Consider the following 25,827-nt stretch of genomic DNA (forward strand, 5'->3'; position numbering starts at 1 on the left):
TAATAAATAATCTATGATTATCCAAGATATAAAATCTCAAAACCTTATCCTTTTCGAAGTTATTTCAGGAAGCAAGTCTTTTGGGTTAAATACGCCAACATCGGATACAGATATTAAAGGTGTTTATTATCTTCCTAAAGAAAAATTCTTTGGATTAAATTATATTCCGCAGATTAGTAACGAGACTAATGATGAGGTTTATTATGAAATTGGTCGTTTTGTAGAATTATTGCTTAAAAATAATCCAAATATCTTGGAGATTTTGGCTTCGCCTGATGATTGTATTTTATACAAACATCCTTTAATGGAGAAATTAAAGATAGAAGATTTTCTTTCGAAACTCTGTAAAGATTCTTTTGCGGGTTATGCTGTAACACAAATAAAAAAGGCAAGAGGTTTGAACAAAAAAATTGTAAATCCGTTACCAAAAGAAAAGAAAAGGCTTTTGGATTTTTGTTATGTTTTAAAGGGTTATGAAACTATTCCACTATTAGAGTTTCTACAAGAAAACAATTGGAATCAGGAACAGATTGGTTTAGTAAATCTTCCTAATTCAAGAGGAATGTTTGCCATGTTTTATGACGAAAAGAAGTCTTTAGGTTATAAAGGAATTATTCAGAAAACAAATTCTAATGAAGTTTCACTTTCATCAATTCCAAAAAACGAAAAGCTGATTGGTTATTTGTCTTGCAATCAAGATGGTTATTCAAAATATTGCAAAGAATACACTGAATATTGGAACTGGATTGAAAAAAGAAACGATGATCGTTATAACACGAATCAGCAGCACGGAAAGAATTATGACAGTAAAAATATGATGCATACAATTCGCCTTTTGCAAACTGCTGAACAAATTCTTTCCACAGGAAAATTGAATATTCGTGTTTCAAATCGGGCTGATTTATTAGATATAAAAGCTGGAAATAAAGAATATGATGATTTACTTGAAATGGCAGACAATTTAATTGCTTCAATAGAAAGTCATTATCTAACTTCCAATCTTCCTGATAAACCAGATCAAGATATGGTACTTCAAAGCTTAATTGAAATTAGAGAACAATTATATCAGTAATTTCTATCTTTGTTTTCAAACTTTGATTCAGTATTATAATCTAAACAACAATAAAAAAAGTAAGTTTTTTCTTTCTTTTAAAATAAACTCATATCTTTGTTCTCGACAAAACATTTTATCGGCAATCGAGAACTTTGAAACTTTATAAGTTAACATAAGCGAGGCCCTCATTCACGTTGCTGGAGCTAGTGATAGCCCTAATCTCATTCGATAAGAATGTTTTGTCACAACCGAAGATGAGGGTTTCGTGCGTTTAATATTTTCAGAAAATGACAAAAGAAAATCAAAAACCAACACATCGTGATGTAGTGCCATCCGTAATTAATTTCCTTTCAGACGAATTGTTTGAGGGAGATTACAAAGAACAACCCATGTATTTGCAGGAAATCTTCGAGCTTTTAATGCATACAGAGTTTGGCGACGACATCAATTTAAGGCAAAAAATACTGAGCTGTTTAAGAACCAGCCGAAATCTGGCAGAAACTTTATCGCCATTTTCAGAAAAGCAGATTTATAAGGCTTGTACCAGTAATAGATAGTAACATAAAAATCAAAACTCTGCAAATCGGTATTTGTGGGGTCTTTTGTTATAAAAAATATATTTTCAGTATATTTTGTTAAATTAATCTAAAATATACTACATTTGTATCTGTAATTAATAAACAGAAAAATACATATGATACTTTCAATTAAATCAAGTTTTGAACTTTTAGCAGGAGATTTTCCCGCTGAGATGGCAGGACGCTATATGTATTTTTATGAAAGTGAAATGTAATTTTAGAGTGTAACTCATCATAAAATATAAAAAGCGTCCTAATTCGGGACGCTTTTTTTGTTTAAAAGCATTTCTCTCGAAGTCTCAGGAAGCTCAGTGTGATAAAAGAGAACAACAAAATGATAAAGAAAACAAACCAGAACTAAAAAAAACTAAAAAAATAATTAACCAATATGTTTAATGATTAATCAAAATAGAGAGATATAGTCTTGGAAAGTAATCTGATGAGTAACAGTCATTTGATGTAAAATAGAGATCTGCACCAGTTTGCGGACAGGAATTTCTTTGTCTTAATTTTTGATGTAACTAATTGATAGTCAGAAAAATAATCTTAAAAAATATTTGGAAATATGATTTTTTCCATCATATCTTTGCCAGACAAAATCGAAACAATGAGTTTCAGAAAAACAACAACAACAACAATTAAAAAATAAATAAAATGAGTTTTAATTTATACATACAAAACCCGGGATTAGTAGCCGCGCCTTCGGAGCGTGAATACTTTTACATGTCGGTGCATCAATATAGGCAATAAGATAGTTATATCGTATTTGTTATGAAGCACCTTTAATTGGGTGCTTTTTTTTGTTGAGGTGCAAAGGTTCAAAGGTACAGAGGTACAAAGGTTTGAAAACTTAGCAACTCAGTCCCGAAACTTCGGGATAGAAACTTAGAGAAGTACGCAAAATAAATGCGCAGGGCGATTGTAATATTTGTTCGTAAAGAAATCGTCGCGACGTAAAAAATTTAGTTTAATAATAAAAATTTAAGGATGAATCAAAAAAGTGGACTTAGGTCGGATCATAGTGATCAAACAGAAACAGTGGAGTTTAGCGAGTCGTCATATGCCTCAAGTAAAAAAATGGATTTGAAACTGATTAACCTATGGAATGAAAGGGTGAATTTTAGGGAGATTATATATATCATTTAGAGATATTTCTCTGGTAGAGCAAGGGTGCTTTTAACTTTTGTGATATTGGATTTCCCAGAAAAACCTTCGATTTCCTGAGATTCCCAAGAATTGCAAAAAAAAAAAATACCATGCAAAACAATACATTAGAAAAATACAAAAAAGCAATTAGAAAAAAATACGAGACCGAAAAAGAAGGTAAATACTTTGATTATTTGTACAAACCTTCTCGTGGACAACTTCGTGATTTGTGCTGGCTGATTTTCGAAAATAACCCAACAAAAGATGATTTGAATGTTTTCAGTAATCTATTGGGCTTAGATTTCGATCATAGTAAAAAGAATAAGTTTAAGGAGAAGAAAGATAAGTTTAGACCTATCGAGACTTTCTTTAAAGGTGAAACAGATCCGTCAAACATTGATGCTATAAATATGGCGGCAATTTTGGTTGATTTCGAACCGCGTCCTTTCAAAAAGTTTTACGAAAATTCTAAAACTGAGGAAATAAAACCAGTGAAACGAATGGAGAAAGCTAAAGAAGTTTTGAAAAAGAAAGGTGCTGCGAAAAAAGAGAAGCATGAAAAAAAGTCTAAGAAAAGAAGTTTCTTTCTAGATTTTAAAAGCATGTTCTTCTAAGTTTCTAGCCACTCCCGATAGCTATCGGGATAAAGGATTAAAAAGATTATACAAAATCTGATAAATCTGCGTGAAATTAATCTTAGCGTTCTTAGCGGTTAAAAAAAACAATTATTTAAAAATTAAAAAAATGAAAACAACAGATAAAATTATTATTATCGATTTAGAAGCCACATGCTGGCAGAGTGCAGTCCCACAAGGACAGGAAAATGAAATTATCGAAATCGGGTTAGCGGTTTTAGATACGCAAACGGGAGAAATTACGAAGAATCAAGGGATTTTGATTAGGCCCCAGCGTTCGAGTGTGAGTCTGTTTTGTACAGAATTAACCACTATAACTCAAGATTTGCTGGATAAAAATGGAGTTCTTTTTGAGGAAGCCGTGAATCAGTTAATCGACCAATACAGCCCCGATTTATATACTTGGGCAAGTTACGGTCAGTACGACTTAAATATGCTTAAAAAGCAGTGTAAATCGTTTGGAGTGCCGTATCCGATGGCTGATGAACATATTAATGTGAAAACCCATTTTGCCGAAAAGTTTGGATTAGTAAAACCAACCGGAATGAATGGTGCACTTGAATTACTGAATATTCCGCTGGAAGGAACCCACCACCGCGGTATTGATGATGCCAAAAACATCGCGAAGATTTTGCGTTGGTGTCTTCAAAATTAAAAACGGCTGTCAAAATTATCGACAGCCGTTTTCTTTTTGGTTATATTATTCTGATTTAATTCTGACCATAAATTTTAGCATACAGATCTTTATAAATCTCTTTAATGATTTTACGTTTTAATTTCAGCGTAGGAGTCAATTGTCCGCCGTCGATCGACCAAACATCTGGTGTAAGTTCAAAACGTTTGATTTGTTCCCAGTGTCCGAATTTTTTATTGATTTCTTCCACTTCGCTATCAATACGTTTAATTACTTCCGGATTTTCGCTGATTTCTTTATCTGTGCTTCCTAAAGTAATTTTATGAATTTTAGCCCATTCTTTTACAAATTCAAAGTTTGGCTGAATAAAAGCAGCAGGCATTTTTTCGCCTTCACCAACAACCATAATCTGCTCAATGAAACGAGATTGTTTCATGGCATTTTCGATCATTTGCGGTGCAATATATTTACCTCCAGAAGTTTTGAACATTTCTTTCTTACGATCGGTAATTTTTAAGAAACCTTCGCTGTCAATTTCGCCGATATCTCCTGTGTGGAAATAACCGTCTTGTAAAGCTTCAGCCGTTTTTTCGGGATCTTTGAAATAGCCTAACATTACGTTTGGTCCTTTGCAAAGAATTTCTCCGTCTTCGGCAATTTTAACTTCTATATTGCGGATTGGTTTTCCAACCGTTCCAATTTTAAAACCTTTGTTTCTTTGATCGTTTACAGCAATTACCGGAGAAGTTTCAGATAAACCGTAACCTTCCATAACCGGAATTTCTGCTGCAGCAAAAACTCTTGTTAAACGAGGCTGTAAAGCCGCACTTCCAGAAACCATTAAATCCAGGTTTCCGCCCAAACCTTCTTTCCATTTACTGAAAATAAGTTTGCGGGCAATTTTTAATTGGAATTCATACCAAAATCCGTTTGCTCCGTATGGCTCATATTTTAAACCTAAATCAATAGCCCAGAAAAATAGTTTTTTCTTAATGCCGGTTAATTCAGCACCTTTAGCATAAATTTTATCGTAAACTTTTTCCAAAAGTCTTGGAACAGCTGTAATAACTGTTGGACGAACTTCTTTTAAGTTATCACTAATTTTATCAATAGATTCGCCAAAATAAACCGAAACACCATAATATTGATAGATGTACAAAATCATTCTTTCAAAAATATGGCAGATTGGTAAGAAGCTTAATGCGGTGCTTTTTCCGGCATCAAAAGGAATTCTTGGCGCACTGTCTAAAACATTTGAAACAATATTTTTGTGCGAAAGCATAACACCTTTTGGTTTTCCTGTCGTTCCAGAAGTATAAATAATAGTCGCTAAATCGTCTGTTTTAATGCTGTCTTTTATAGCTTCAACTTCGTTTTGGTTGCTTTCGTCTTCTCCTGCTAATAATAAATCAGACCAATGTTTGCAGCCTGGAATTTCATTAAAAGAATAAACCTCTTTTAAAGTTGGTACATTCGCTCTAATAGCCTGTACTTTTTGATATACTTCATCATCAGAAACAAAGCAGTAAATACTGCCGCTGTGGTTTAAAATATATTCGTAATCTTCCTCAGCAATAGTTGGATAAATAGGAACATTCTGAGCACCGGTCTGCAAAATACCAATATCCATGATATTCCACTCGGTTCTATTATTTGAAGTAATTAAGGCAATTTTATCATCTTTCTTAACGCCCATGCGCAATAATGCTCTTGAAACAGCATTTGCTTTTGCAATATATTCCTGGCTAGATGTTTTTTCCCAGACTCCATTTTTTTTGGTTGCAAGAGCAACTGGGAGGTTGTAAGTTTCTTGTTGATAATAGGGAAAATCAAAAAGGCGTGTGATTGAAACCATGTTTAATATATTGAATTTTACTGCAAATTAAATAAAATTTAGGTATAATTTTTTATTTTATGAAATTTTATGGGAAAATTTATAGAGACTATCAAAATTCAACGAAAACGTTTTCTTTTTTGTAGTAAACTTTCATAAAAACCAAGAAAAATTTAATAGCAGGACTATTTTTTACAGATTATTGAACATTGTAATCTTCATATTCTTTAACTCGCTCTCCCATTAAGAACATTTTTTTCTTGGCAAAATGAATCGAGAATTGCGAGTAATACCATTCTTCACTATCATTTGGTCTGTACCAAAAGGTGTAAGAGGCGCTATTAAAGCCTTCTTTAAAAACAGGAACTCCTTCTTCTGTGCACTCAATTCCCCAATTGATCTTTTGTTTGCTCAAATCATCAGCCTGAATAAAACCAGTTCCGTCTGGATTTAAAACCGTAATAGGCTGCTTTTGTCCAATTGGCGCATAAGTTCCAGAAACAGGATAATTGATTGTAGTAGTAATAAAACGATCTTTAGAATTGTGCGTAATTTGATCTACGTGAACTTGTGAATGTGATGTTGTGGCAGCAAAAAATAAGCTGAAAATAAAAAGTAATTTTAAAAATTTCATTCTATGTAGGTTTAATGTTTTTGGGCTTAAAAAATCTAGCGGCTGATTTTTTTCTGAGCGAATATAATCCATTTTTTTAATAGAATGGAAGCTTAAAAATACAAGAATGAAATTATTTATTTTTGGTCAGTTTTTTACTCTGTAGAAAACTGATTTTCGAGTAATTTTTCTTTAAAATCAGATTTAAAAGTATAAGCAAAAGTCAGCATCAAAGCTCGAGTATCAGATTTAGAAGTTCTATTGTTTCTAAACAATAAAGTGCTGTTTTTATAACCGCTTTCTAAAGTGTTAAGCATATCAGTAACTACCAAACCCAATCTGGCATTTCCTTTTCCTAATTTCTGCTGAAAACCCATATCTACATTGTAAATCGGAATTCGTTTTCCCTGCGGAGTTGCAACGGCAGAATTATAGTTGCCAATAACCTGAAGTTTTCCGCCCTTCCAAGGCGTAAAATTATTAATCATTTTTCCGTACCAGCTGAAAGCGCTGCTGACAATATCTTGAACTTGTGCTAAATTATCGGCATTGATATTTTGTTCAAAAGCGGTTAAACTAATATTGGCATCATAAAAAGAAAGCGGTTTAAAACTGAAAATCGTTTCGAGTCCGTAAGTAACGGTGTTTCCTATGTTTTGAGGCTGTAATAAAACCACTCCGTTGTCTTGTAAAATGGCATATTGTCTAATCGTATTATTGGCATTTCTATAAAAAGCATTTCCAGAAAGAGAAGAATTATTCCACTCTTTATTATAATGCAATTCGACAATATGAATAATTTCTGGTTTCAAATACGGATTTCCTCCATGCGGATTCAATGCATCTGTAATATCTATAAACGGATTCAAATCATCTAAATCTGGACGATTAATACGTTTGCTGTAGCCGAATTTTAAAGACTCATCCGATTTTAAATTTAATTGAATTGATCCCGAAGGAAAAAGTTTTAAATAATCATTATTAAAGCGGTCACTATTGTTTTGTGTTGCTCCATTGTTTGAAACATTTTCTGCGCGTAAACCTAAATTGTATTTCCATTTCGGATTCTCTTTAGAACCTGAATAAGAATTTAAAAGTCCGTACACAGCATTTATTTGCTCATTAAAATCAAAAATATTACTGGCTAGCGGATTAATTACGTATTCGTTATTAATTTCATCAGCACTTTGAAAATCAGAATTAAAGAATCTAAAAGTTCCTTTATACCCAGTTTCAATAATAGTTTTTTCTGAAATAGGGAATGCGTAATTTAAAATGGCATTTGAGATATTTTCTTTTTCGTAATTATGAGTTCTCTGCCAAAAAGTGTCGCCAATTTGTATCTGATTTTCATCATAATTATCAGTATCAATATCGGTGTTTTCTCTATCAAAATTAAACGAAGTCGTAATGTTGGCGTTTAAACTTTTTCTATCATCAGAAAATTTTCGATCATAATTAAAAGCAAATTCTGCGACTTTTGAACGCTCTAATTCTAACGAATGACGTTTGTTACTAGAGTAAAATTCATTTGAACTCTTAAAAATAGCTGTTCTTAATGTTTCATCATTATCTTGATTTTCAATGTTTCCGAGTGCTTCAAACGAAAAAGTATTTCTTTCATTTGGAGAAAAATCTACATTAAACTTTAAATTTTGCAAACCTTCAGTTCGCTGGTCGCTTCTATTTTGATTGATAAAATGTTCATCATCAATAAAATAATTCGTTCTTTCACCTTTTATTCTTTTAGTTCTTCCAGCAAAACGATTGTCATAGGCAAGACCCACATTCCATTTATCAGTTTTATGATTTAAAAGAACCGAACTATTAATTCTGCCTTTTGCACCAAAACCGCTTCCTAGAACCGCTGCACCGTTTATTCCGTTTGAATTATTTTTCTTGAGTTTTATGTTAATAATACCGCTCTCTGCACTAGCATCGTATTTTGCAGTTGGACTTGTAATAATTTCAATACTTTCGATACTGCTTGCTGGAATCTGATTCATATTGGTAATAGCAGAATTTTTTCCGTTAATTAAAATCAATGGTGTTTTTCCTCTTAACGAAATAGCATCATCTGCATCAACAGCCACAGTCGGAATGTTTTTTAGCATATCAATTGCAGTTCCGCCTGATTGAGAAATATTAGAAACGGCATTAAATACAAAACCTTCGGCCGTTTTCTCAATTTGCTTTTTTTCTGATTTTACAACAACTGTGTTCAATAAATTGGCATCTTCCTGTAAAACGATATTTCCGAGAGCAATAGAAGAACCTGAATATTTTATTTTCTGACTAGCTGTTTTAAAACCAATTAATCTAAATTTTAAAACATAATCGGCAGGATTTATATTTTCAATAATGAATTTTCCAGAAGCATCAGTAACGGCATAAGCTGCAGTTTTGGTTGTATCAGTAACTGGTTTTAAAACTACGTCGACAAATTCGATTGGAGCTTTTCCATCTGAAATAGTTCCATTTATAGCATTTGTTTTTTGGCTAAAAGAATATTGGCTTAAGGCAAATAAGATAATTGCGGCAGCTAAATTTTGTTTCCATTTTTTCATACCGCAAAGTTATTTATCAACTGAAATACCAAAGAAGAAAGCATCTTAAGATATTATTAAGTTAGTCTTAGTATAGACTAATGGTTCCTTAATGAAACTCCAAATTTTAAAAAAAAGGTGTTTTTCCCCTTTTAAAAACAGGAAATTTCATTGACTTTTTAAAAATTTCTAATCCTACTTTTATCCCGTCAAAATGCGGAAGCCGAAAAGCAAACGAGTAGGCAACACATAAAAACTAATATTATGGAAACTGCTTTTTTCTTAGCGATGGGCTGGTGCGGAACTAAATATCCGGGCTGGTGGAGAAGATTTTTGAAAAAACCGCCAATTCCTGAACCAGAACCTTGGTGGATTATTTCGACAATTGGTTTAGGTTTAATTGCCGGACTGGCTGGCGGAACAATTTTTAGTGCTGTAATTCGCGAAAGTCAATTTTTCTCTGGACAAGCCGCAATTGCTTCTGGATTATTTGCCTTTGGAACAGCGAATATTGTTACCGGAATTGCATCAGCTTTTAAGGAATGAAATATGAAATGCTTCGGCTTATTTGGGGATAGTGCCGAGGTTTTTTTGCCGCGAATTGCACGAATTAGTTTCAATTTATTAGGATGAGCGATGAATAAAAATCCTTCTATCCTTAATCTGTTGCTATTTTTTAGACTAATAATTAATTAGTGGAAATTCGTGTAATTCGTGGCTATAAAAAAAAACGCCCGATAAATTCGGGCGCTTTTAAAATATATTTTTTAGTTTTTCTCAATCCATTTTCTGGCATTAACAAAAGCTTCATGCCAAGGCGAAACATCGTCATTTCTGTCTTTTGGATAATGCGCCCAGTTCCATTGGAAAGTCGAACGCTCAATATGAGGCATCATAACCAAATGTCTTCCAGTTTTGTCACACATCATTGCGGTGTTATAATCAGAACCGTTAGGGTTTGCAGGATAACCTTCGTAAGCGTATTTAGAAACAATGTTGTATTGATCTTCTGCATAAGGCAATTTGAATTTACCTTCTCCGTGAGAAACCCAAACTCCTAAAGTACTTCCAGCCAATGTCGATAACATAACCGAATTGTTTTCCTGAACTTTTACAGAAGTAAAGATACTTTCGTGTTTCTGGCTTTCGTTATGAAGCATTTTTCCGTGAACTTCATGCTCTGGATTAATCACTTCCAATTCCATAAACAACTGGCATCCGTTACAAATTCCGACAGATAAGGTATCTTCTCTTTTGAAGAAATTATCCAAAGCTGTTTTTGCTTTTTCGTTGTATAAGAAAGCTCCAGCCCAGCCTTTAGCAGAACCTAAAACATCTGAGTTAGAGAATCCTCCAACTGCACCAATAAACTGAATGTCTTCTAAAGTTTCACGACCAGAAATTAAATCAGTCATGTGAACGTCTTTTACATCAAAGCCGGCTAAGTACATAGCATTTGCCATTTCACGCTCAGAATTACTTCCTTTCTCGCGGATAATTGCTGCTTTTGGTCTTGGTTTAGAATTGTCGATTTCTGGTTTTTTTCCTGTAAAGTGTGCAGGGAAAGTATAATTTAAAACCTGATTTTTATAGTTTTCAAAACGTGCCTGAGCTCTTCCGTTTTTAGATTGTTTTTGATCTAATAAATAAGAAGTCTCGAACCAAACATCTCTGTAAGTTGGAATATCCAATTTGTAATCTGCAAATTCTAAAGTGGCAGTTTCTTGAACTGAACCAATTTTGAAGAATTCGATATTATTCGCGTTTAATTTAGCTTCGACAGCTGCATCTGATTTAGCTTGGAAAACGATTCCGATGTTTTCTGCGAAAAGGATTTTTAATAAGTCTTTTTCCGCGAATGCTGAGAAATCAATTTTTGCTCCAAGATTCACATCAGCAAAACACAATTCTAATAAAGTAGTAATTAAACCACCGCTTCCGATATCGTGACCTGCTAAAATCTGGCTTTCGCCGATTAATTCCTGAATGGTATTAAATGCATTTTTGAAGAAAGAAGCGTCTTTAATAGTAGAAGTTTCGTTTCCGATTGAGTTTCTAATTTGTGCAAAAGATGAACCTCCTAATTTGAAATCATCTTGAGACAAATTGATATAATAAATAGAATCTCCGTTTTTCTGTAAAACTGGCTCCACTACTTTTCTAATGTCTGTACAGTTTCCACCTGCTGAAATAATAACCGTTCCCGGCGCGATTACTTCGTCGTTTGGATATTTTTGTTTCATCGAAAGTGAATCTTTTCCTGTCGGAATGTTGATTCCCAATTCGATTGCAAAATCTGAACAACCTTCAACAGCGGCATATAAACGAGCGTCTTCACCTTCGTTTTTACAAGCCCACATCCAGTTTGCAGAAAGTGAAATTCCTTTTAAACCATCTTTAATTGGTGCCCAGATAATGTTTGATAACGATTCTGCAATAGCATTTCTAGAACCCGCAACCGGATCAATCAAAGCTGCAATAGGAGCGTGTCCAATAGAAGTGGCAATTCCTTCTTTACCTAAATAATCCAAAGCCATAACTCCAACATTATTCAAAGGCAATTGTAATGGACCTGCATTTTGCTGTTTAGCCACTTTTCCGCCCACACAACGGTCCACTTTGTTTGTTAACCAGTCTTTTGAGGCAACAGCTTCTAAACGTAAAACGTCTTTTAAATAACTTTCGAAATCATTTGCTGAATACGAAACGTCAGCATATTTTCTATCGATAGTTTTATCTGTCATAACCGTTTTTGGAGAACTTCCGAAGAAATCTTCTAAAGCATAATCCATCGGTTTTGAACCATTTGAGTGTGATTGGAAAGTAAAACGGTGATCTCCCGTTACATCTCCAACCTGATACATTGGCGAACGCTCTCTGTCGGCAATTCTTTGCAACGTATCAATATCTTTTTGACCAATAACCAATCCCATTCTTTCCTGAGATTCGTTACCAATAATTTCTTTTGCAGAAAGTGTTGGATCTCCAACTGGCAATTTGTCTAAATCGATCAAACCTCCAGTTTCTTCAACCAATTCCGAAAGACAGTTTAAGTGTCCACCTGCACCGTGATCGTGAATAGAAACAATTGGGTTATTGTCGCTTTCTACTAAACCACGAATGGCATTGGCTGCACGTTTTTGCATTTCAGGGTTAGAACGCTGAATCGCATTCAATTCGATTCCTGAACCAAAAGCGCCAGTATCTGCAGATGAAACCGCAGCACCACCCATTCCGATTCTATAATTTTCTCCACCAAGAATTACAATTTTATCGCCTTCTTGTGGTTTCTTTTTAATGGATTGATCCAGTTTTCCGTATCCAATTCCTCCCGCCTGCATGATTACTTTATCGTAACCAATTTTACGGTCGTTTTCTGAATGTTCAAAAGTTAAAACAGAACCTGTAATAAGTGGCTGCCCAAATTTATTTCCAAAATCAGAAGCTCCGTTTGAAGCTTTGATCAAAATATCCATTGGGGTTTGATACAACCATTTTCTTTCTTCAACAGCATTTTCCCATTTTCTGTCATCGTTCAAACGAGAATATGAAGTCATGTAAACTGCAGTTCCTGCTAATGGTAATGAACCTTGTCCTCCAGCTAAACGGTCACGGATTTCTCCTCCAGAACCTGTTGCAGCTCCGTTGAAAGGCTCAACTGTTGTTGGGAAATTGTGTGTTTCTGCTTTTAATGAGATAACAGAATCAAATTCTTTTATTTCATAAAAATCAGGTTTGTCGGCAGATTTTGGTGCAAACTGCTGCACTTTTGGTCCTTTTACAAAAGCAACGTTGTCTTTGTAAGCAGACACAATATCGTTAGGATTTTCCTGAGATGTTTTTTTGATTAATTTGAAAAGAGAAGTCTCTTTTTCTTCACCATCAATCACAAATGTTCCGTTGAAAATTTTGTGGCGGCAGTGTTCTGAATTGGCTTGAGAGAAAGCAAAAATCTCAGAATCAGTTAATTTTCTTCCTAGTTTTGAAGCAAGATTATTTAAGTAATCTACTTCTTCTTCGCTTAAAGCTAAACCTTCAACTTTGTTGTAAGCTGCAATATCATCAATTTCCAGAATTGGTTCCGGCTGAATGTTGATAGTAAAAATCTCTTGATCTAATTCATTGAATTTTTGAAAAAGCATCGGATCAAAATCAGTAAAATCTTCCGTTGCAGGATGAAATTCTTCAATTCTGATAATGCCCGGAACACCCATATTTTGAGTGATTTCTACAGCATTTGTGCTCCAAGGTGTGATCATAGTGGCGCGTGGACCAACAAAAAAACCCGTCAATGCGGATTTTTCGATCTTATTCGAGTCGGCAAATAGCCAGTTTAATTTTGAAATGTCTTGAGCTGAAATTTCGTTTTGCGTTTGTACGGCAAAAACAGTTTTGCTTTGGTTTTCAAAGAAATGGATCATTGTGATGTGTAGTTTGTTGTATTGAGCTGCAAATTTAGTTTAAATAAATAGTAAGCGCAAATTTGATAACAAAGTCTTTAGAAAAAATATAAAACTGCTTTTTTCTGGCAGATTTCGTTTAACCACAATGGATGCAAAGTCATAAACTTTTTTTGAATCAAAGTCTTTTGCAAAGGTTTTTATTTCAAGAAGATTATGAAAATGACGGCAATTTTTGAGCTGCGAAAAATCCAAAATTACCAAACCTTTTGTTTTTCGTAGATTTTGCAAATTTTGCGGATTTTTTTCAGTTTATAAAGTGAAAAAGTTCTGCGAAGTATATTATTTCACGCAGATTTTAGTGATTAAACAGGTTTAATTTTGTAAAATCTGCGTGAAAATATAGTTTTCTGACTTAGTTAATAATTATCTTTTCAATAATAGTTTTAGAGTCTTTGACAATTTTAACTAGATAAATTCCTTTTGGAAGATTCCCTGCGGTAATTACAGCATCTGTACTATTTTGTTTTTTAAACACTTTTTGTCCAGTAAAAGAAATAATCTCTATCGAATAAGGAGATTCAAAATTGTTTAAACCAACATTGAAATTTCCATCTGAAGGATTTGGAAAAATAACAATATCCTCTGATGTTTCAGCAATTTCCTCTTCAATTGGCAGCGCTTGTTTGCTTGCTAAGTTGCCGCACGTGTCGGTTGTATAAGAATCCCATTGTGAGCTTAAATTGAAAGTTGTACTTGGAGAAGTCACAGTAGATTTTCTTCTTAAAGTAACATCAATAGCAAAATTAGCTGTTCCGCCATTAAAAGTTCCAATGATATCAATTAGTACTCCGTTTTTGAATAAACCTACAGCGTCATTTCCGTTAAAAGTCAATTCGGTTGCCGTTGTCGAAATATTGGCTGAACTTGTAGAAAAACAGCTTGAAGAAATAGAGCTGTTTACAATTACAAATTTACTTCCAGTTGTTAATGTTCCCGTTAAAGCCAAACCTGTGCTCCAAGAACCAGCACCATTAGTTTGTTTTTTGATTGTATAAGCAGCTAAACTAACCGAACTACCTGTATTATTGGCAATTTCCAACGCTTTGTTGTTTCCAGAACCTTCAATGTATTCAGAGAAAAGCAAGTCGGTTGCTGTTCCAGTTCCGCTGCTGTTGGTTGTAACTGAAATTGTATTGCTTGAAGCAGAAGTGTTTCCAGCTGCATCTTTTGCTTTTACATAAATAGAATAAGTGGTAGAAGCTGTTAATCCAGTAATTGTTGCTGTTAACCCAGTAACAGTTGTTTTTAAAGCACTGTTGGCGTAAACATCATAACCTGTAACTCCAACATTATCTGAAGAGGTATTCCAAGCAAGTGTAATTGAAGTTGCAGTTTTTGATGTTGAAGCCAAACTCGCAGGTGCAGTTGGCGCTTGAGTATCTGTAGAAGATGTTCCGCCCCAAATTTGATTTACATATTCTGGATGGTCTATGTATGGATTTCTATTGCCTTGACGTGCATAAATAGCATTATTTCTAGCAATTTCTCTTGCACTAACAGGATCTTGAGCATGCCAGGCTAATAAAGTATTTAGAAAAGCAGTTGTAAAAACTTTATTGCTTGAACCATCAAACATAGCATATGAATAACCTGCAACTGTATTTTCATATCTTGTTGCAAAGTAAAAATACATTCTAGCAATATCACCTTTAAAGGCATTGATAGGTTCAAATACAGTCCCTGAATATCCAGATACTGAACTTGATCCTAATTTACTTCCGTTTTGAGAAGTGTACGTCACAGAGCTTACCGTTCCGTGCGGGTAATTAGAACGTATTCCATTTACTTTTCCATCTGTAGGAGTAATAAAATGCGCATCGGCTACCATTGGAGACTGCTCATTAAAAACAGATTGCGGAATAATGTGTTCTCTGTTATAACAATCGCCTTCTACAGAATAGCTGCCGCATCTTTGCGTGCTTCCAGTACTGTAGCTGTAAGGATCTGTTCCTGATGGATTTTCAGAATACATATCTAAAACTGTTCCGTCGTTTTCGTAAAAATTGTCAACATCAGATGTTTGGTAGGTTGTGTATAAACCTGCATAACCGTTATCAGTATGTCCTTTGATAATGTTGTACAATTGAGTTTTTAAGGTATAACCTGTGCCAGTTGCCGTGTTGTAGTAGCCGGATGGAATTTGAGCAAAACCAACAGCGGTAAACATCAATAAGAATAAAAAGTAGTTTTTTTTCATAAATTAATAGTTAAGATTTGGGTTAATAAATGCATTTTAAAAATCTGATTTTTAGAAGTTTAAAAATGTATTGTAACAAATCTACTACTTTTATGAATGCGATACGTTAAGCGATGTTTAATTTTAGATACATTTTCTTACGATTTGTTTTTTAATCATATAAGTTATGTAAGTTCATTTAAAAGTATTAGTGATATACTTTAAATAGAAAAAACTTAAATTTCTTATATGACTTATATGGTTTAAAAAAGTTACTTCGGAAAATCTTGACTCTGATAAGCACCTAAATCTGGTGGAGAAGTTCTCGTAATTCCTAAAATATCTAACGAAATTATATATGCCGGATTCCCTTTCGCGAAAGCGGCAGAAGTTTTGTCAATATTGAATTTATTCTGAGCAGCATTATAAAACTTCGGATTTTCATTTAGAATAATGTTGTTATAATGCTCTGTATCGGTTTTAAATTGATAATCAGGATTTGTGGTATTTCCGAATTTCAATAAACAATTATTGAGATGATATACAAAAGCTGCATTTGCATTTTTACTCAAATTCAATTCGTTAAAATTAGAACCGTAAATAATGCAGTTGTTGAAAGTTGCATTTGTCAACGAATTTGCTTCAGGAGTTTTGCCAGTTAAACTATTGCTTAAAGTAACTGCGAAATGCGAAGGGTTTGACCAATTGTTATTAAAAGTACAATGTGTGAAACTATAATTGCCGCCGTAAACGCAAGATAAACTTGCTATACCAGCATAATTGATTACGATGTTTTCGCCAATGATATGAGTGTTTTCAGCTAAAATTCCGTATTCAACACAATTGTAAATTTGGGTGTTTTTAATTTCAACCGTATTAGATGGATTTTTAAAGTCTAACCCAGTAACCGCATTTTTTAAAGTTAAATGATTGATAGAATGATTGGCACTTCCATTAGAAAAAATAACCGATTTCCACTGTCCAGGAATATCAGAATACAAAGATTCTAAACGATCTCCTTCAAAGATAACTTCATTTTCTAATTGATCGGTTTTTGAGATAGTTCCGTTAATCTGCAATGAAGCATTTTTACCAACATATAAACCAGAATTAGCATGAAAATGGACTCTTGCGCCGGCTTCAAAAGTTACTGTTTTGTTCTCTGGAACTCCTGCATATCCGTAAATTACGTAGGGTTTTTGTTTGGTGAAAATCAATTCATTTCCGTTTACGGCATCATCTTCACTCAAATAAAATCCATCAACATCTTTGCCGTCAATTTGTATTTTTTCTTTTGTTCCATCAGGATTTTGGTTAGGATATAAGAAAACAGCATCTTGGATCAAAGTAACTAAAGCTACTTCCTGAAGATTAGCCCCGCTGTCGAACTGAATTTCATCAGTATATAAAAAATCAGTAGGGTTGGCGTCTGTAATATCAGCCGTTGTTTCTATAAAAATATACAAACTGTCTTTCGCTAAAAGCGTAACATCTTTAAAAATCTTGCCGTTAGTGCCGGTCATTCCGTCAACGGTCATGCGGTATTTAGAGCTTAAACCTTTTTTGAATTGAACAATTGGAATCGAAATGTCGTTTTTACTTCGGTTGTAAACTTTCAGCTGGTAAGTACTCGAACCAATATTTTTAAAAACAGTATCTAAATAAACAGTGTCTTTTGAAAACTTTAAATCTCCAGTGCTGGCAACAGTATCAAAATCAGTTCGACAGGAACTAAAAGCTAGAATTAAACTCAGAATTAAGATTGTAAAGTATTGACGCATTTCTATGTTTTTTTTGCCAGAAAAGAATTTTTTTTCGCCACGAATTTCTCGAATTTTCACAAATTTAATTCGCGGAAATTCGTGCAATTAGTGGCTATGTTTTTAAAATCCTTTAAATCTGTGAAATCTGTGGCAAAAAAACATTGCATTTCAGCCTCAGATGTATATTGATAGTTTTTGTAAAAATAGCAAAAAACTGACAAGTTCATAAATGATTTTCAATTTAGAATCCGATTTTTCGATTTGTGTCTTATCTTTCTTTAATTTTACGTTTTTAAAGTTTATTTTAATGAATCATACAAAAGAGCAGATTTTAGCGCGATGCAATGAGTTTTCTAAAAATACATTGATGGAAACGCTGAAAATAGAATATATCGACGCCGGAGAAGATTTTTTAACTGCAAAAATGCCTGTAAATCCAAGTGTTCACCAGCCAATGGGATTGTTGCACGGCGGAGCTTCTGTAGCTTTAGCAGAAAGTGTAGGAAGTGCAGCTTCTTTCTTTTTTATCAATCCGAAAGAGCAGGAGGTAAGAGGTATCGAAATTTCGGCAAATCACCTAAAAAGTATTCGTGAAGGTTATGTTTTTGGTACAGCCAGAATTATTCACAAAGGAAGAACGGTTCATTTGTGGGAAATTAAAATTACAGATGAAGCTGGAAATTTGATTTCGCTTTGCAAATTGACGAATATGGTTTTGGATAGAAAGAAAAGTGAATAAATTATGAATCCATTTTTCTTAAAAATTAAAAATCATAAAGAGCAAAATTTACCATTTGTACTTTATTCTAAACCCAATACTACTGATCTTATTGGGATTTTACAGCAAAATAATACTTTGCACACCGTTTCGGATTACAGCGAAAAAGGATTTGTTTTTGCTTCTTTTGATGAAAAGCAATTGATTTTAATTCCAGAAAACGAATCGGAAATTATTACTTCCGAAAAAGAAGTTACAGCATTTGAGCCCATTAAAATTGATGATTTAAATTTTGATCCTGAAGCGAAGTTTCAATATGAATATTTAGTTGCCCAAGGAATCAATGCCATTAAAAATGGAGAATTCAAAAAAGTAGTTTTATCAAGATTCGAAGAAGTTCCGTTAACGGAATTTGATTTTGTTGAAACCTTTCAGCATTTGGTTCAATTGTATCCAGCGACTTTTTGTTATTGCTTTTTTCATCCAAAAATTGGACTTTGGATGGGAGCAACACCCGAAAAGCTTTTAAAAGCAAATGGAAATGTTTTTGAAACTATGGCTCTGGCTGGAACGCAGAAAGATAATTTGGAAACTGAAATTGTCTGGCAGCAAAAAGAAAAAGACGAACAGCAGTATGTAACCGATTTTATTGTAAAAAGACTTCGCGAATTTGCGGCTTCGGTTGTAGTTTCTGAACCTTACAGTCTTAAAGCAGGATCGATCTGGCATATAAAAACCGATATTTCAGGAGTTTTAAATGATAACTCCACTTTAGAGGAGGTTATTGATACATTGCATCCAACGCCTGCCGTTTGTGGTCTGCCAAAGAAAAAAGCAAAAGCGTTTATTATTGAAAATGAAAACTATGATAGAACTTTCTACACAGGTTTTTTAGGAGAATTAAACAGCAGTTTTGCTGGAAATAATGCAAGTTCTGATTTATTTGTAAATTTACGAAGCATGCAGATTCAGGAAAACAAAGCCATTTTGTATATGGGATGCGGTATTACCAAAGAAAGTATTCCAGAAAAAGAATGGGAGGAAAGCGTCAACAAATCGATGACGATGAAGAGAGTATTGAAAAAATAGTTTCAGGTTTCAAGTTTCAAGTTTCACGTTCTGTACGTAACCTGAAACCTGAAACTTGAAACAAAACAAACAAAAAAACAAATGAAATTAGACATATTAGCCTTTGGTGCGCATCCAGATGATGTAGAATTGGGATGTGCGGGAACAATTTTAAAAGAAGTATCACTTGGAAAAAAAGTGGGTATTGTAGATTTAACACGCGGCGAATTAGGAACCCGTGGAACTGCAGAAATTAGAGATCAGGAAGCAAAAGATGCCGCAAAGATTTTAGGTGTCGCTGTGCGTGAAAATTTAGCAATGCGTGATGGCTTTTTTGTGAATGACGAAAAACATCAATTAGAAGTCATTAAAATGATTCGTAAGTATAAACCCGAAATTGTATTGTGTAATGCAATCGATGACCGCCATATTGATCACGGAAAAGGAAGTAAGTTGGTTTCTGATTCTTGCTTTTTATCAGGTTTGATGAAAATTGAAACGTCAATTGATGGCGAGAAACAAGAAGCTTGGAGACCTAAAGTGGTATACCACTACATTCAGTGGAAAAATATCACTCCAGATTTTGTAGTGGATATTACAGGTTTTGAGAATAAAAAAGTAGAAGCGATCTCGGCATATAAAACACAATTTTACGATCCGAATTCGAAAGAACCTGCTACGCCTATTACTAGTAAAAACTTCTTTGAAAGTTTAAATTACCGCGCGCAGGACTTAGGAAGATTAGTTGGGAAAGATTTTGCCGAAGGTTTTACTGTTGAAAGATGTTTGGCAGTCAATAGCTTAGAAAATTTGTTGTAAATTTTTCATTTTTTTCTTTGTAGAAGTAAACCTTTGTTATATATTTGCACTCGCTAAGCAAAAATGGTGGTTGTAGCTCAGCTGGTTAGAGTAGCGGTTTGTGGTGCCGCGGGTCGCCGGTTCGAACCCGGTCAGCCACCCAGATTCAAAGCCTTGAAGAAATTCAAGGCTTTTTTTGTTTTCTGCCCAAAACAAAAAAAGTAAAATTCCAATTTTTTGAAATTTCAGTTTTTTGAAATTCCAAAATTCAAAATTCCAAAATTCAAAATTCAAAATTCAAAATTCAAAATTCCAAATCCCAAATTCCAAATCCCAAATTTCAAATCCCAAATTTCAAATCCCAAATTTCAAATCCCAAATTTCAAACGCCAAAATTCCGAAACCAATTTTATATTCCATAGGAATATTTCATCGGTAGAAAAAAAATGGTGTTGTTTTTCATTGTGTCCTGTAAGGACACTTGATTTATCGAAAAATAATACATCTTCTTCCCATCAAACGCTCCTATGGAGCGTATAACCGACTATCTAAATTTGATTCTACCAATGAGACATTCCTATGGAATGTATGTGATCGATTAAAACACACTATTGTTTTTCTTCTTGTTAATTCTACCGACGAGACAATCCTATGGAATGTATTGTGTTCGATAAAAAAAAAAGCACAACTTTTAGGTTGTGCTTTCTGGTGGTTAATATATTTGGTTTATGTATTATCGAATTTCTTCAAATGTAGTTCCTTGTTTAATATCACCGGTTTTAAAACCTTTTTTAAACCAATACATTCTTTGTTCAGATGTTCCGTGTGTGAAAGAATCTGGAACAATTTGGCCCTGCATTTTACTTTGAATTGCATCGTCACCAACTGCATTTGCAGCACTTAATGCTTCGTCAATATCGCCCGTATCTAAATTTTCCTGATTATAATGTGCCCAAACCCCAGCGTAAAAATCTGCTTGCAATTCTAACGCAACAGATAATTTATTGGCTTGTGCTTCGCTTTTTCCTTCCTGTTCCTGACGCATTTTTGCAGATGTTCCTAATAGGGTTTGAATATGATGACCTATTTCGTGTGCAATTACATAAGCAATGGCAAAATCTCCGCCTTTAGCACCAAATTTGTTTTTTAATTCTTCAAAAAAAGCTAAATCCATATAGACTTTACGATCGCCAGGACAATAAAACGGACCAGAAGCAGATGATGCACCGCCACATGCTGTTTGTACAGAGCCTCTAAAAAGTACTAATTTTGGTTTTTCGTATGTCATTCCGTTTTCGGCAAAAATTTTGCTCCAGATGTCTTCGTTATCAGCTAAAACAACTTTTACAAAATTCCCCATTTCTTCATCTTCTTTGCTTAAGGGAACTGCAGTTTCAGTTTGTGATTGCCCGCCTTGCATTTGTTCTAGGATTGGTGCTATCTGCTGGCCGGTTTCTCCTCCAAATACATTAAGTAGTAAAACTATAATACCAATAACACCACCTCCAGCGATTACTTTTCCGCCAGATAAACCTCTTCTGTCTTCTACATTATCACTTTGTCTTCTACCGAGCCATTTCATATTGAATTCTTTTTAAACTTATTATCAAATTGATTGTACGAATTTATATATTTTTTATGATAAATTTCACATTCGAAAGATGAATGTTTAAAAAATGTACAGAAATAATATACTTATTTTTTGATACATTTAAAATTAGGTAAGCCATTTGATTAATGTCTCTTCGACACTTCCTTTCATGATTGGTTTTGAAATGTAGTCATCCATTCCAGCAGAAAGGCATTTGTTTCTTTCGTCTTTTTCTGCACCAGCTGTAACCGCAATTATCGGAATATCACGGCCTTTTTTGGTGTTTCTAATGGCTCTTGCAGTTTCATAACCGTTCATAATTGGCATCTGAATATCCATAAAAACGATTGTTGGATTTATTTTTTCAAATTGCTGTATCGCTTCATATCCATTTTCGCATTCATGGATGTATGCATTGTTGTAGAGATTTTTAATAATTGTTTTAAGTAGAAGCATGTTTACTTTGTTGTCTTCAACAATTAGAAATGTAATTTCATTATCGTTCCGTTCGATTTCTTCAGGATCCAATTCGATATTGAGACTTTTCAGTTCAGCATTGTATCGGTCACTAATACTTTGATTGCTTGTTTTTAGGTTTAAATCAAAGTAAAAATTGCTTCCTTCGTTAATTTTACTTTCAAGCTGTAAACGGCTTTCCATTAATGCAAGTAATTGGTTTGAAATGGTTAAACCTAATCCCGTTCCTCCAAATTTTCTCGTTGTAGAACTATCCTCCTGCGAAAAAGCTTTGAAAATTTTCTTCTGATTCTTTTCAAGAATACCAATTCCGGTATCGATTACCGAAAAGCGAATCACACAATTATTGTTTTTCTTTTTTTCTAAAACTGACACATTTAATTTTATTGAACCTTCAGTCGTGAATTTTACTGCATTTGACAGAAGATTGATCAAAATCTGCTTTATTCTCACAATATCTGTCCAGATGTATTTGGGAACATCAGGATCGATATTTAATTCGAGTTCCAAATTTTTCTGATTGGATTCGTAAACAATTAAATCGAAAACTTGGCCCAGAACTTTTTTGATATCATAAAGGTCAATAAAGAGTTCTAATTTTCCAGCTTCAATTTTAGAGAAATCCAAAATGTCATTTATAATTTCAAGCAGTGAATGTGCCGATTGATTGATAGTTGTCATGTATTTTTCCTGAATTTCTTCAAGATCAGTTTTCATTAGTAAATGTGTAAAACCTATAATTCCGTTAAGAGGCGTTCTAATTTCGTGCGACATATTGGCCAGAAAATCCGACTTCGATTTATTGGCTGCTTCGGCTAATTGCTTGGCTTTTATAGCGTCTTCGATTTCTTTTTTATTGGTGATATCAAAATAAATACCGCCGACAAACTCAATTTCGTCATCTCTTTTAATTACGTCTCCAAATTCTTCAATCCAAATATATTCTCCAGTTTTACGTTTAATGCGATATACATTATGCAGAGGCATTCCCTTTTGCAGATTGTCGATTTGGCTGTTTATCACTTCTTCTTTATCATCATGATGAATTAAAGAAAGAAACGATAAATTATTTTCTATAAATTCTGATTTAGAATATCCAGTTAAATTTAAAACTTCATCATTAAGAAATATTTTAGTTGAGAAAGCATCAAATTTGGATAGATAAACTGTGCCAGGAATATTGTTTGCTATTAATTTGAATTTTTCTTCGCTTTCAAGAATTTTAGTTTCATTTCGATTTCTCTCCAATGCAGAAGAAATGTTATTTGCTAAAACCTGAAAGATGTAAATTTCTTCATCAGACCATTTCTTTTCTTTCGTACAATCGTCAAAACCTATAAAACCAGTAAATATATCGTTAATATAAAGAGGCAATATTAAAATAGATTTGATTTCATTATTAATCAAAAGGGTTTTGAAAAATCCTTCGTCAAGTTTTCTGGTGAGTGTGTTTAGAATTTTTTTCTGTGTGGCTGCTTCGTAAATTTCCTTTAAATTTTCTTCGGTCATGTGACGCAAAGGTGTAATTTGATGCTCGATTCCTTCGCGGGACCATTTGTATTTTTGGCTGACGGTATTGTAAATTGGATCTTTTTCATAATAGTACATATGATCCACTTTGGCAGCTTTTCCAATAATATCATACGTTTCTTGAAACATTTGCTGTGTGGTTTTACTCAGCAGAAATTTCTCGGTGCATAAGGAAAGGGCAGATAAAAGATGGCTTTTGAATTCTAATCTTCTTTCTGCTTCCAAGCGCATTTGAGACGAAATAGCCAGCGAAATGACATCAGATATTGTTCTCGCATAATTGATGTCTTCGTTGTCCCATTCGCGTTTTTTTTCGGTGCTTTCAAAACAAACCACACCTGCCAATTGTCCCGTTAAAAAAATAGGCACATCAAGCATTGATTTGATGTTATTCTTTGTAAAATATAATTTTTGAAATTCAGATGTTTCTAATTTATTAAATACATCCGGCGCATTTATAATCGCTTTATTATTTAAAGTTTCAAAATAAATTGGATACGATTCTTTATTTAAAATGTTTTTGTCAGTTAGATTTTGATTGTCAAGACTGAAAAGATTTTTACAAATAATTAAATCTTTATGATATTTCCAGAAGCTCACACGATTAGCATTGCTTATTGTTGCAGCCTCTTGTAGAATTAAATCAATTACAGTATTTAGTTTGTCGTATTTACTGAAATCAGTCGTTGATAATTTTTTGGTCGAATTATTATAGGCTTCAATTTTTTTGAGACGTCTTTTTTTCTCGTTTTCTATATTCTTTTTCTCTGTAATATCTCTTGCAATTCCAGAGAATCCTGTTGTTAATCCGAAGTCATTTCTGCGAACAATAATTTTTTGTGAAATCCATATTTCTTCTCCATTTTTCGTTAAAATCGGGATTTCAATTATCGGATAATTGTTTTCATTAAGCACTAAATTTTCGTAAAAGTCAACCGCACTTTTAATATAATTTTCGTGAATGAAATTAGAATAATGTTTCGAGATAATTTCATTTTCAGGATATCCCAGAATAGAGAAACCAAATTCATTTAAAAAAGTAAAATGTCCTTCGGCATCAATTTCAAAAATAATATCAGTTGCTGTCTGAATTAGGTTTTTATATTGATCTTGAACAATAATCTGCTCTGTAACATCCTGCCCAATACTGATAATTAAATCGTCAGAGAATTTTTTATCTTTCCATTGAATATATTTAAACTCGCCATTTTCACTTTTTAGTTTTCTAATGTAAAGTTTGTCTTCATGATTTTTAACGGGATTTGATTTTTCTATGAATTCTGAATCTTGTGTCAATTCCCAAAACTTTAATCCCATTACATCTTCGGGTTCATAACCTAAAATAGCAGTTACGGTTTCGCTGCAAAATAAGATTTCCCCTTTTTGGTTATAAGCAATTGTTAGAGAATTTCCTTTATGAACAATTTCGCTGGCAAATCTAAAATTGTCACGATTGTTTAATAAAACAGCATATTTTACTTGATTAATAATGAAAATTAGAATACAGAAATTAAGCAGTAAAATAGAGGATTTAATTGGAATTAATTGAAATATAATCGTCGTAATTAAAAAAGTAAAAGTTAAACCAACAAAGAGCCAATAAATTTTGATCGGTTTAAGGATACTGTACGAAAAGAAAAAAGAGATGAGGAAAACGATAATAGGAACAACATCATTATCAAGAGTTACGATGTTGAATCCTACGTATGCGATATAAATGAAAAAAGAGAAAATAAAGATTTGCTGAATTTGATCTCTCAGCCATTTAATTTTGTCTGTAATTGCGTATATGATAAGTACACCAACACCAACTGAAACATTTACTATAAGTAGACTTTTGGGTCTAATTTTAAAAATTTCGTTGATGATTTCAATTACAATTACTGCAATACCAAAAAACAAAATATAAAGCTGATATTCTTTACTAATCGTATCCTGTTCTTTCTTTTTTTCGATGAAATATCCAATTTTAGCTTTGATCCTAAAAAACTGGTATACTAACAGCGAAAGAAATGCGAAGAGTGATAATCCTAATAAAATGAGTTTAGGATTATTGTAAAAAATAATATCATAGTTTACTACGTACCATCCTGTCATAATTGATTTTAAGGTATTACCAATGCTGGCAATTCCTGAAATAACCGAATTAAAAAAACTATAGTCAGCCGCCATAGAATTTGGATGTATTGGTTTAGTAAACAGC

The 25,827-nt window shown here is 33.4% G+C and carries 16 protein-coding genes and 1 tRNA gene; 9 read left to right on the plus strand and 8 right to left on the minus strand.

All coding sequences use genetic code 11. The features are described 5' to 3' along the window. The first annotated feature begins 13 nt into the window (after nucleotides 1-13). The 4 genes from EDB96_RS07370 (at nucleotide 14) to EDB96_RS07385 (ending at nucleotide 4,068) form a co-directional block, all read left to right on the plus strand. On the plus strand, nucleotides 14-1,072 hold the full coding sequence (locus EDB96_RS07370) for a DNA polymerase beta superfamily protein (RefSeq protein ID WP_134139946.1): 1,059 nt from the start codon (nucleotides 14-16) through the stop codon (nucleotides 1,070-1,072). Between the two features lie 269 nt (nucleotides 1,073-1,341). Next, nucleotides 1,342-1,611 (plus strand): hypothetical protein, encoded by a 270-nt coding sequence (locus EDB96_RS07375; RefSeq protein WP_134139947.1) that lies wholly within the window; start codon nucleotides 1,342-1,344, stop codon nucleotides 1,609-1,611. 1,277 nt (nucleotides 1,612-2,888) lie between these two features. Then, nucleotides 2,889-3,392, plus strand: coding sequence for a hypothetical protein (locus EDB96_RS07380; RefSeq protein ID WP_134139948.1), 504 nt, complete (start codon nucleotides 2,889-2,891; stop codon nucleotides 3,390-3,392). A 130-nt stretch (nucleotides 3,393-3,522) separates the two neighbouring features. After that, complete coding sequence (locus EDB96_RS07385; protein WP_134139949.1) at nucleotides 3,523-4,068, plus strand: 3'-5' exonuclease; 546 nt, start codon at nucleotides 3,523-3,525, stop codon at nucleotides 4,066-4,068. A gap of 55 nt (nucleotides 4,069-4,123) precedes the next feature. Here the strand turns inward: EDB96_RS07385 and EDB96_RS07390 are convergent, their stop codons facing one another. The 3 genes from EDB96_RS07390 to EDB96_RS07400 all read right to left on the minus strand — a co-directional run bounded on the left by EDB96_RS07390 (nucleotide 4,124) and on the right by EDB96_RS07400 (nucleotide 9,061). Next, the gene (locus tag EDB96_RS07390; RefSeq protein ID WP_057116673.1) at nucleotides 4,124-5,902 is read right to left on the minus strand and encodes an AMP-dependent synthetase/ligase; all 1,779 of its coding nucleotides are present in this window, start codon (nucleotides 5,900-5,902) and stop codon (nucleotides 4,124-4,126) included. A gap of 178 nt (nucleotides 5,903-6,080) precedes the next feature. Continuing rightward, nucleotides 6,081-6,515 carry a hypothetical protein gene (locus EDB96_RS07395; RefSeq protein WP_057116672.1) on the minus strand — a complete coding sequence of 145 codons (435 nt, stop codon included), beginning with the start codon at nucleotides 6,513-6,515 and terminating at the stop codon, nucleotides 6,081-6,083. 134 nt (nucleotides 6,516-6,649) lie between these two features. Further along, nucleotides 6,650-9,061, minus strand: a complete 2,412-nt coding sequence (locus EDB96_RS07400; RefSeq protein WP_134139950.1) for a TonB-dependent receptor domain-containing protein — start codon at nucleotides 9,059-9,061, stop codon at nucleotides 6,650-6,652. A 243-nt stretch (nucleotides 9,062-9,304) separates the two neighbouring features. On the opposite strand from EDB96_RS07400, the gene EDB96_RS07405 reads away from it, so the two are divergent. Next, nucleotides 9,305-9,586, plus strand: a complete 282-nt coding sequence (locus EDB96_RS07405) for a hypothetical protein (protein WP_128414959.1) — start codon at nucleotides 9,305-9,307, stop codon at nucleotides 9,584-9,586. Between the two features lie 221 nt (nucleotides 9,587-9,807). Here EDB96_RS07405 and purL read toward each other — a convergent pair whose 3' ends face one another. The 3 genes from purL to EDB96_RS07420 all read right to left on the minus strand — a co-directional run bounded on the left by purL (nucleotide 9,808) and on the right by EDB96_RS07420 (nucleotide 17,460). After that, nucleotides 9,808-13,461, minus strand: coding sequence for a phosphoribosylformylglycinamidine synthase (gene purL / locus EDB96_RS07410; protein WP_134139952.1), 3,654 nt, complete (start codon nucleotides 13,459-13,461; stop codon nucleotides 9,808-9,810). A 394-nt stretch (nucleotides 13,462-13,855) separates the two neighbouring features. Next, nucleotides 13,856-15,700, minus strand: coding sequence for an endonuclease (locus tag EDB96_RS07415; RefSeq protein WP_134139953.1), 1,845 nt, complete (start codon nucleotides 15,698-15,700; stop codon nucleotides 13,856-13,858). A 251-nt stretch (nucleotides 15,701-15,951) separates the two neighbouring features. Further along, nucleotides 15,952-17,460, minus strand: coding sequence for a hypothetical protein (locus EDB96_RS07420; protein WP_134139954.1), 1,509 nt, complete (start codon nucleotides 17,458-17,460; stop codon nucleotides 15,952-15,954). 289 nt (nucleotides 17,461-17,749) lie between these two features. On the opposite strand from EDB96_RS07420, the gene EDB96_RS07425 reads away from it, so the two are divergent. From EDB96_RS07425 to EDB96_RS07440, 4 genes are all read left to right on the plus strand, one after another. Continuing rightward, nucleotides 17,750-18,181: a PaaI family thioesterase gene (locus tag EDB96_RS07425; protein ID WP_057117009.1), complete on the plus strand. Its 432-nt coding sequence runs from the start codon at nucleotides 17,750-17,752 to the stop codon at nucleotides 18,179-18,181. A 3-nt stretch (nucleotides 18,182-18,184) separates the two neighbouring features. Continuing rightward, nucleotides 18,185-19,249 carry a chorismate-binding protein gene (locus EDB96_RS07430; RefSeq protein WP_134139955.1) on the plus strand — a complete coding sequence of 355 codons (1,065 nt, stop codon included), beginning with the start codon at nucleotides 18,185-18,187 and terminating at the stop codon, nucleotides 19,247-19,249. A gap of 81 nt (nucleotides 19,250-19,330) precedes the next feature. Then, entirely contained in the window at nucleotides 19,331-20,047 is a 717-nt protein-coding gene (gene bshB1 / locus EDB96_RS07435; RefSeq protein ID WP_057116665.1) for a bacillithiol biosynthesis deacetylase BshB1, read from the plus strand. Nucleotides 20,048-20,113: 66 nt separating this feature from the next. After that, nucleotides 20,114-20,187: transfer RNA gene (locus tag EDB96_RS07440), tRNA-His, on the plus strand. A 572-nt stretch (nucleotides 20,188-20,759) separates the two neighbouring features. Here EDB96_RS07440 and EDB96_RS07445 read toward each other — a convergent pair. Both EDB96_RS07445 and EDB96_RS07450 read right to left on the minus strand, forming a co-directional pair. Beyond that, a complete protein-coding gene (locus EDB96_RS07445; RefSeq protein WP_134139956.1) occupies nucleotides 20,760-21,608 on the minus strand; it encodes a neutral zinc metallopeptidase in 849 nt (282 codons plus the stop codon). A 135-nt stretch (nucleotides 21,609-21,743) separates the two neighbouring features. Continuing rightward, nucleotides 21,744-25,796: a PAS domain S-box protein gene (locus EDB96_RS07450; RefSeq protein WP_134139957.1), complete on the minus strand. Its 4,053-nt coding sequence runs from the start codon at nucleotides 25,794-25,796 to the stop codon at nucleotides 21,744-21,746. Between the last annotated feature and the right edge of the window lie 31 nt (nucleotides 25,797-25,827).

Origin of the sequence: Flavobacterium sp. S87F.05.LMB.W.Kidney.N (genome assembly GCF_004366435.1) — a bacterium.
Classification (GTDB): Bacteria; Bacteroidota; Bacteroidia; order Flavobacteriales; family Flavobacteriaceae; genus Flavobacterium.

Bases quoted from the DNA above. Each gene is read 5' to 3' on its own strand.
- EDB96_RS07380 (WP_134139948.1), top strand. From the start codon at position 2,889: ATGCAAAACAATACATTAGAAAAATACAAAAAAGCAATTAGAAAAAAA.
- EDB96_RS07415 (WP_134139953.1), bottom strand. From the start codon at position 15,700: ATGAAAAAAAACTACTTTTTATTCTTATTGATGTTTACCGCTGTTGGT.
- bshB1 (WP_057116665.1), top strand. From the start codon at position 19,331: ATGAAATTAGACATATTAGCCTTTGGTGCGCATCCAGATGATGTAGAA.
- purL (WP_134139952.1), bottom strand. From the start codon at position 13,461: ATGATCCATTTCTTTGAAAACCAAAGCAAAACTGTTTTTGCCGTACAA.
- EDB96_RS07370 (WP_134139946.1), top strand. From the start codon at position 14: ATGATTATCCAAGATATAAAATCTCAAAACCTTATCCTTTTCGAAGTT.
- EDB96_RS07420 (WP_134139954.1), bottom strand. From the start codon at position 17,460: ATGCGTCAATACTTTACAATCTTAATTCTGAGTTTAATTCTAGCTTTT.
- EDB96_RS07425 (WP_057117009.1), top strand. From the start codon at position 17,750: ATGAATCATACAAAAGAGCAGATTTTAGCGCGATGCAATGAGTTTTCT.
- EDB96_RS07400 (WP_134139950.1), bottom strand. From the start codon at position 9,061: ATGAAAAAATGGAAACAAAATTTAGCTGCCGCAATTATCTTATTTGCC.
- EDB96_RS07390 (WP_057116673.1), bottom strand. From the start codon at position 5,902: ATGGTTTCAATCACACGCCTTTTTGATTTTCCCTATTATCAACAAGAA.
- EDB96_RS07445 (WP_134139956.1), bottom strand. From the start codon at position 21,608: ATGAAATGGCTCGGTAGAAGACAAAGTGATAATGTAGAAGACAGAAGA.
- EDB96_RS07385 (WP_134139949.1), top strand. From the start codon at position 3,523: ATGAAAACAACAGATAAAATTATTATTATCGATTTAGAAGCCACATGC.
- EDB96_RS07430 (WP_134139955.1), top strand. From the start codon at position 18,185: ATGAATCCATTTTTCTTAAAAATTAAAAATCATAAAGAGCAAAATTTA.
- EDB96_RS07395 (WP_057116672.1), bottom strand. From the start codon at position 6,515: ATGAAATTTTTAAAATTACTTTTTATTTTCAGCTTATTTTTTGCTGCC.
- EDB96_RS07405 (WP_128414959.1), top strand. From the start codon at position 9,305: ATGGAAACTGCTTTTTTCTTAGCGATGGGCTGGTGCGGAACTAAATAT.
- EDB96_RS07375 (WP_134139947.1), top strand. From the start codon at position 1,342: ATGACAAAAGAAAATCAAAAACCAACACATCGTGATGTAGTGCCATCC.
- EDB96_RS07450 (WP_134139957.1), bottom strand. From the start codon at position 25,796: ATGGCGGCTGACTATAGTTTTTTTAATTCGGTTATTTCAGGAATTGCC.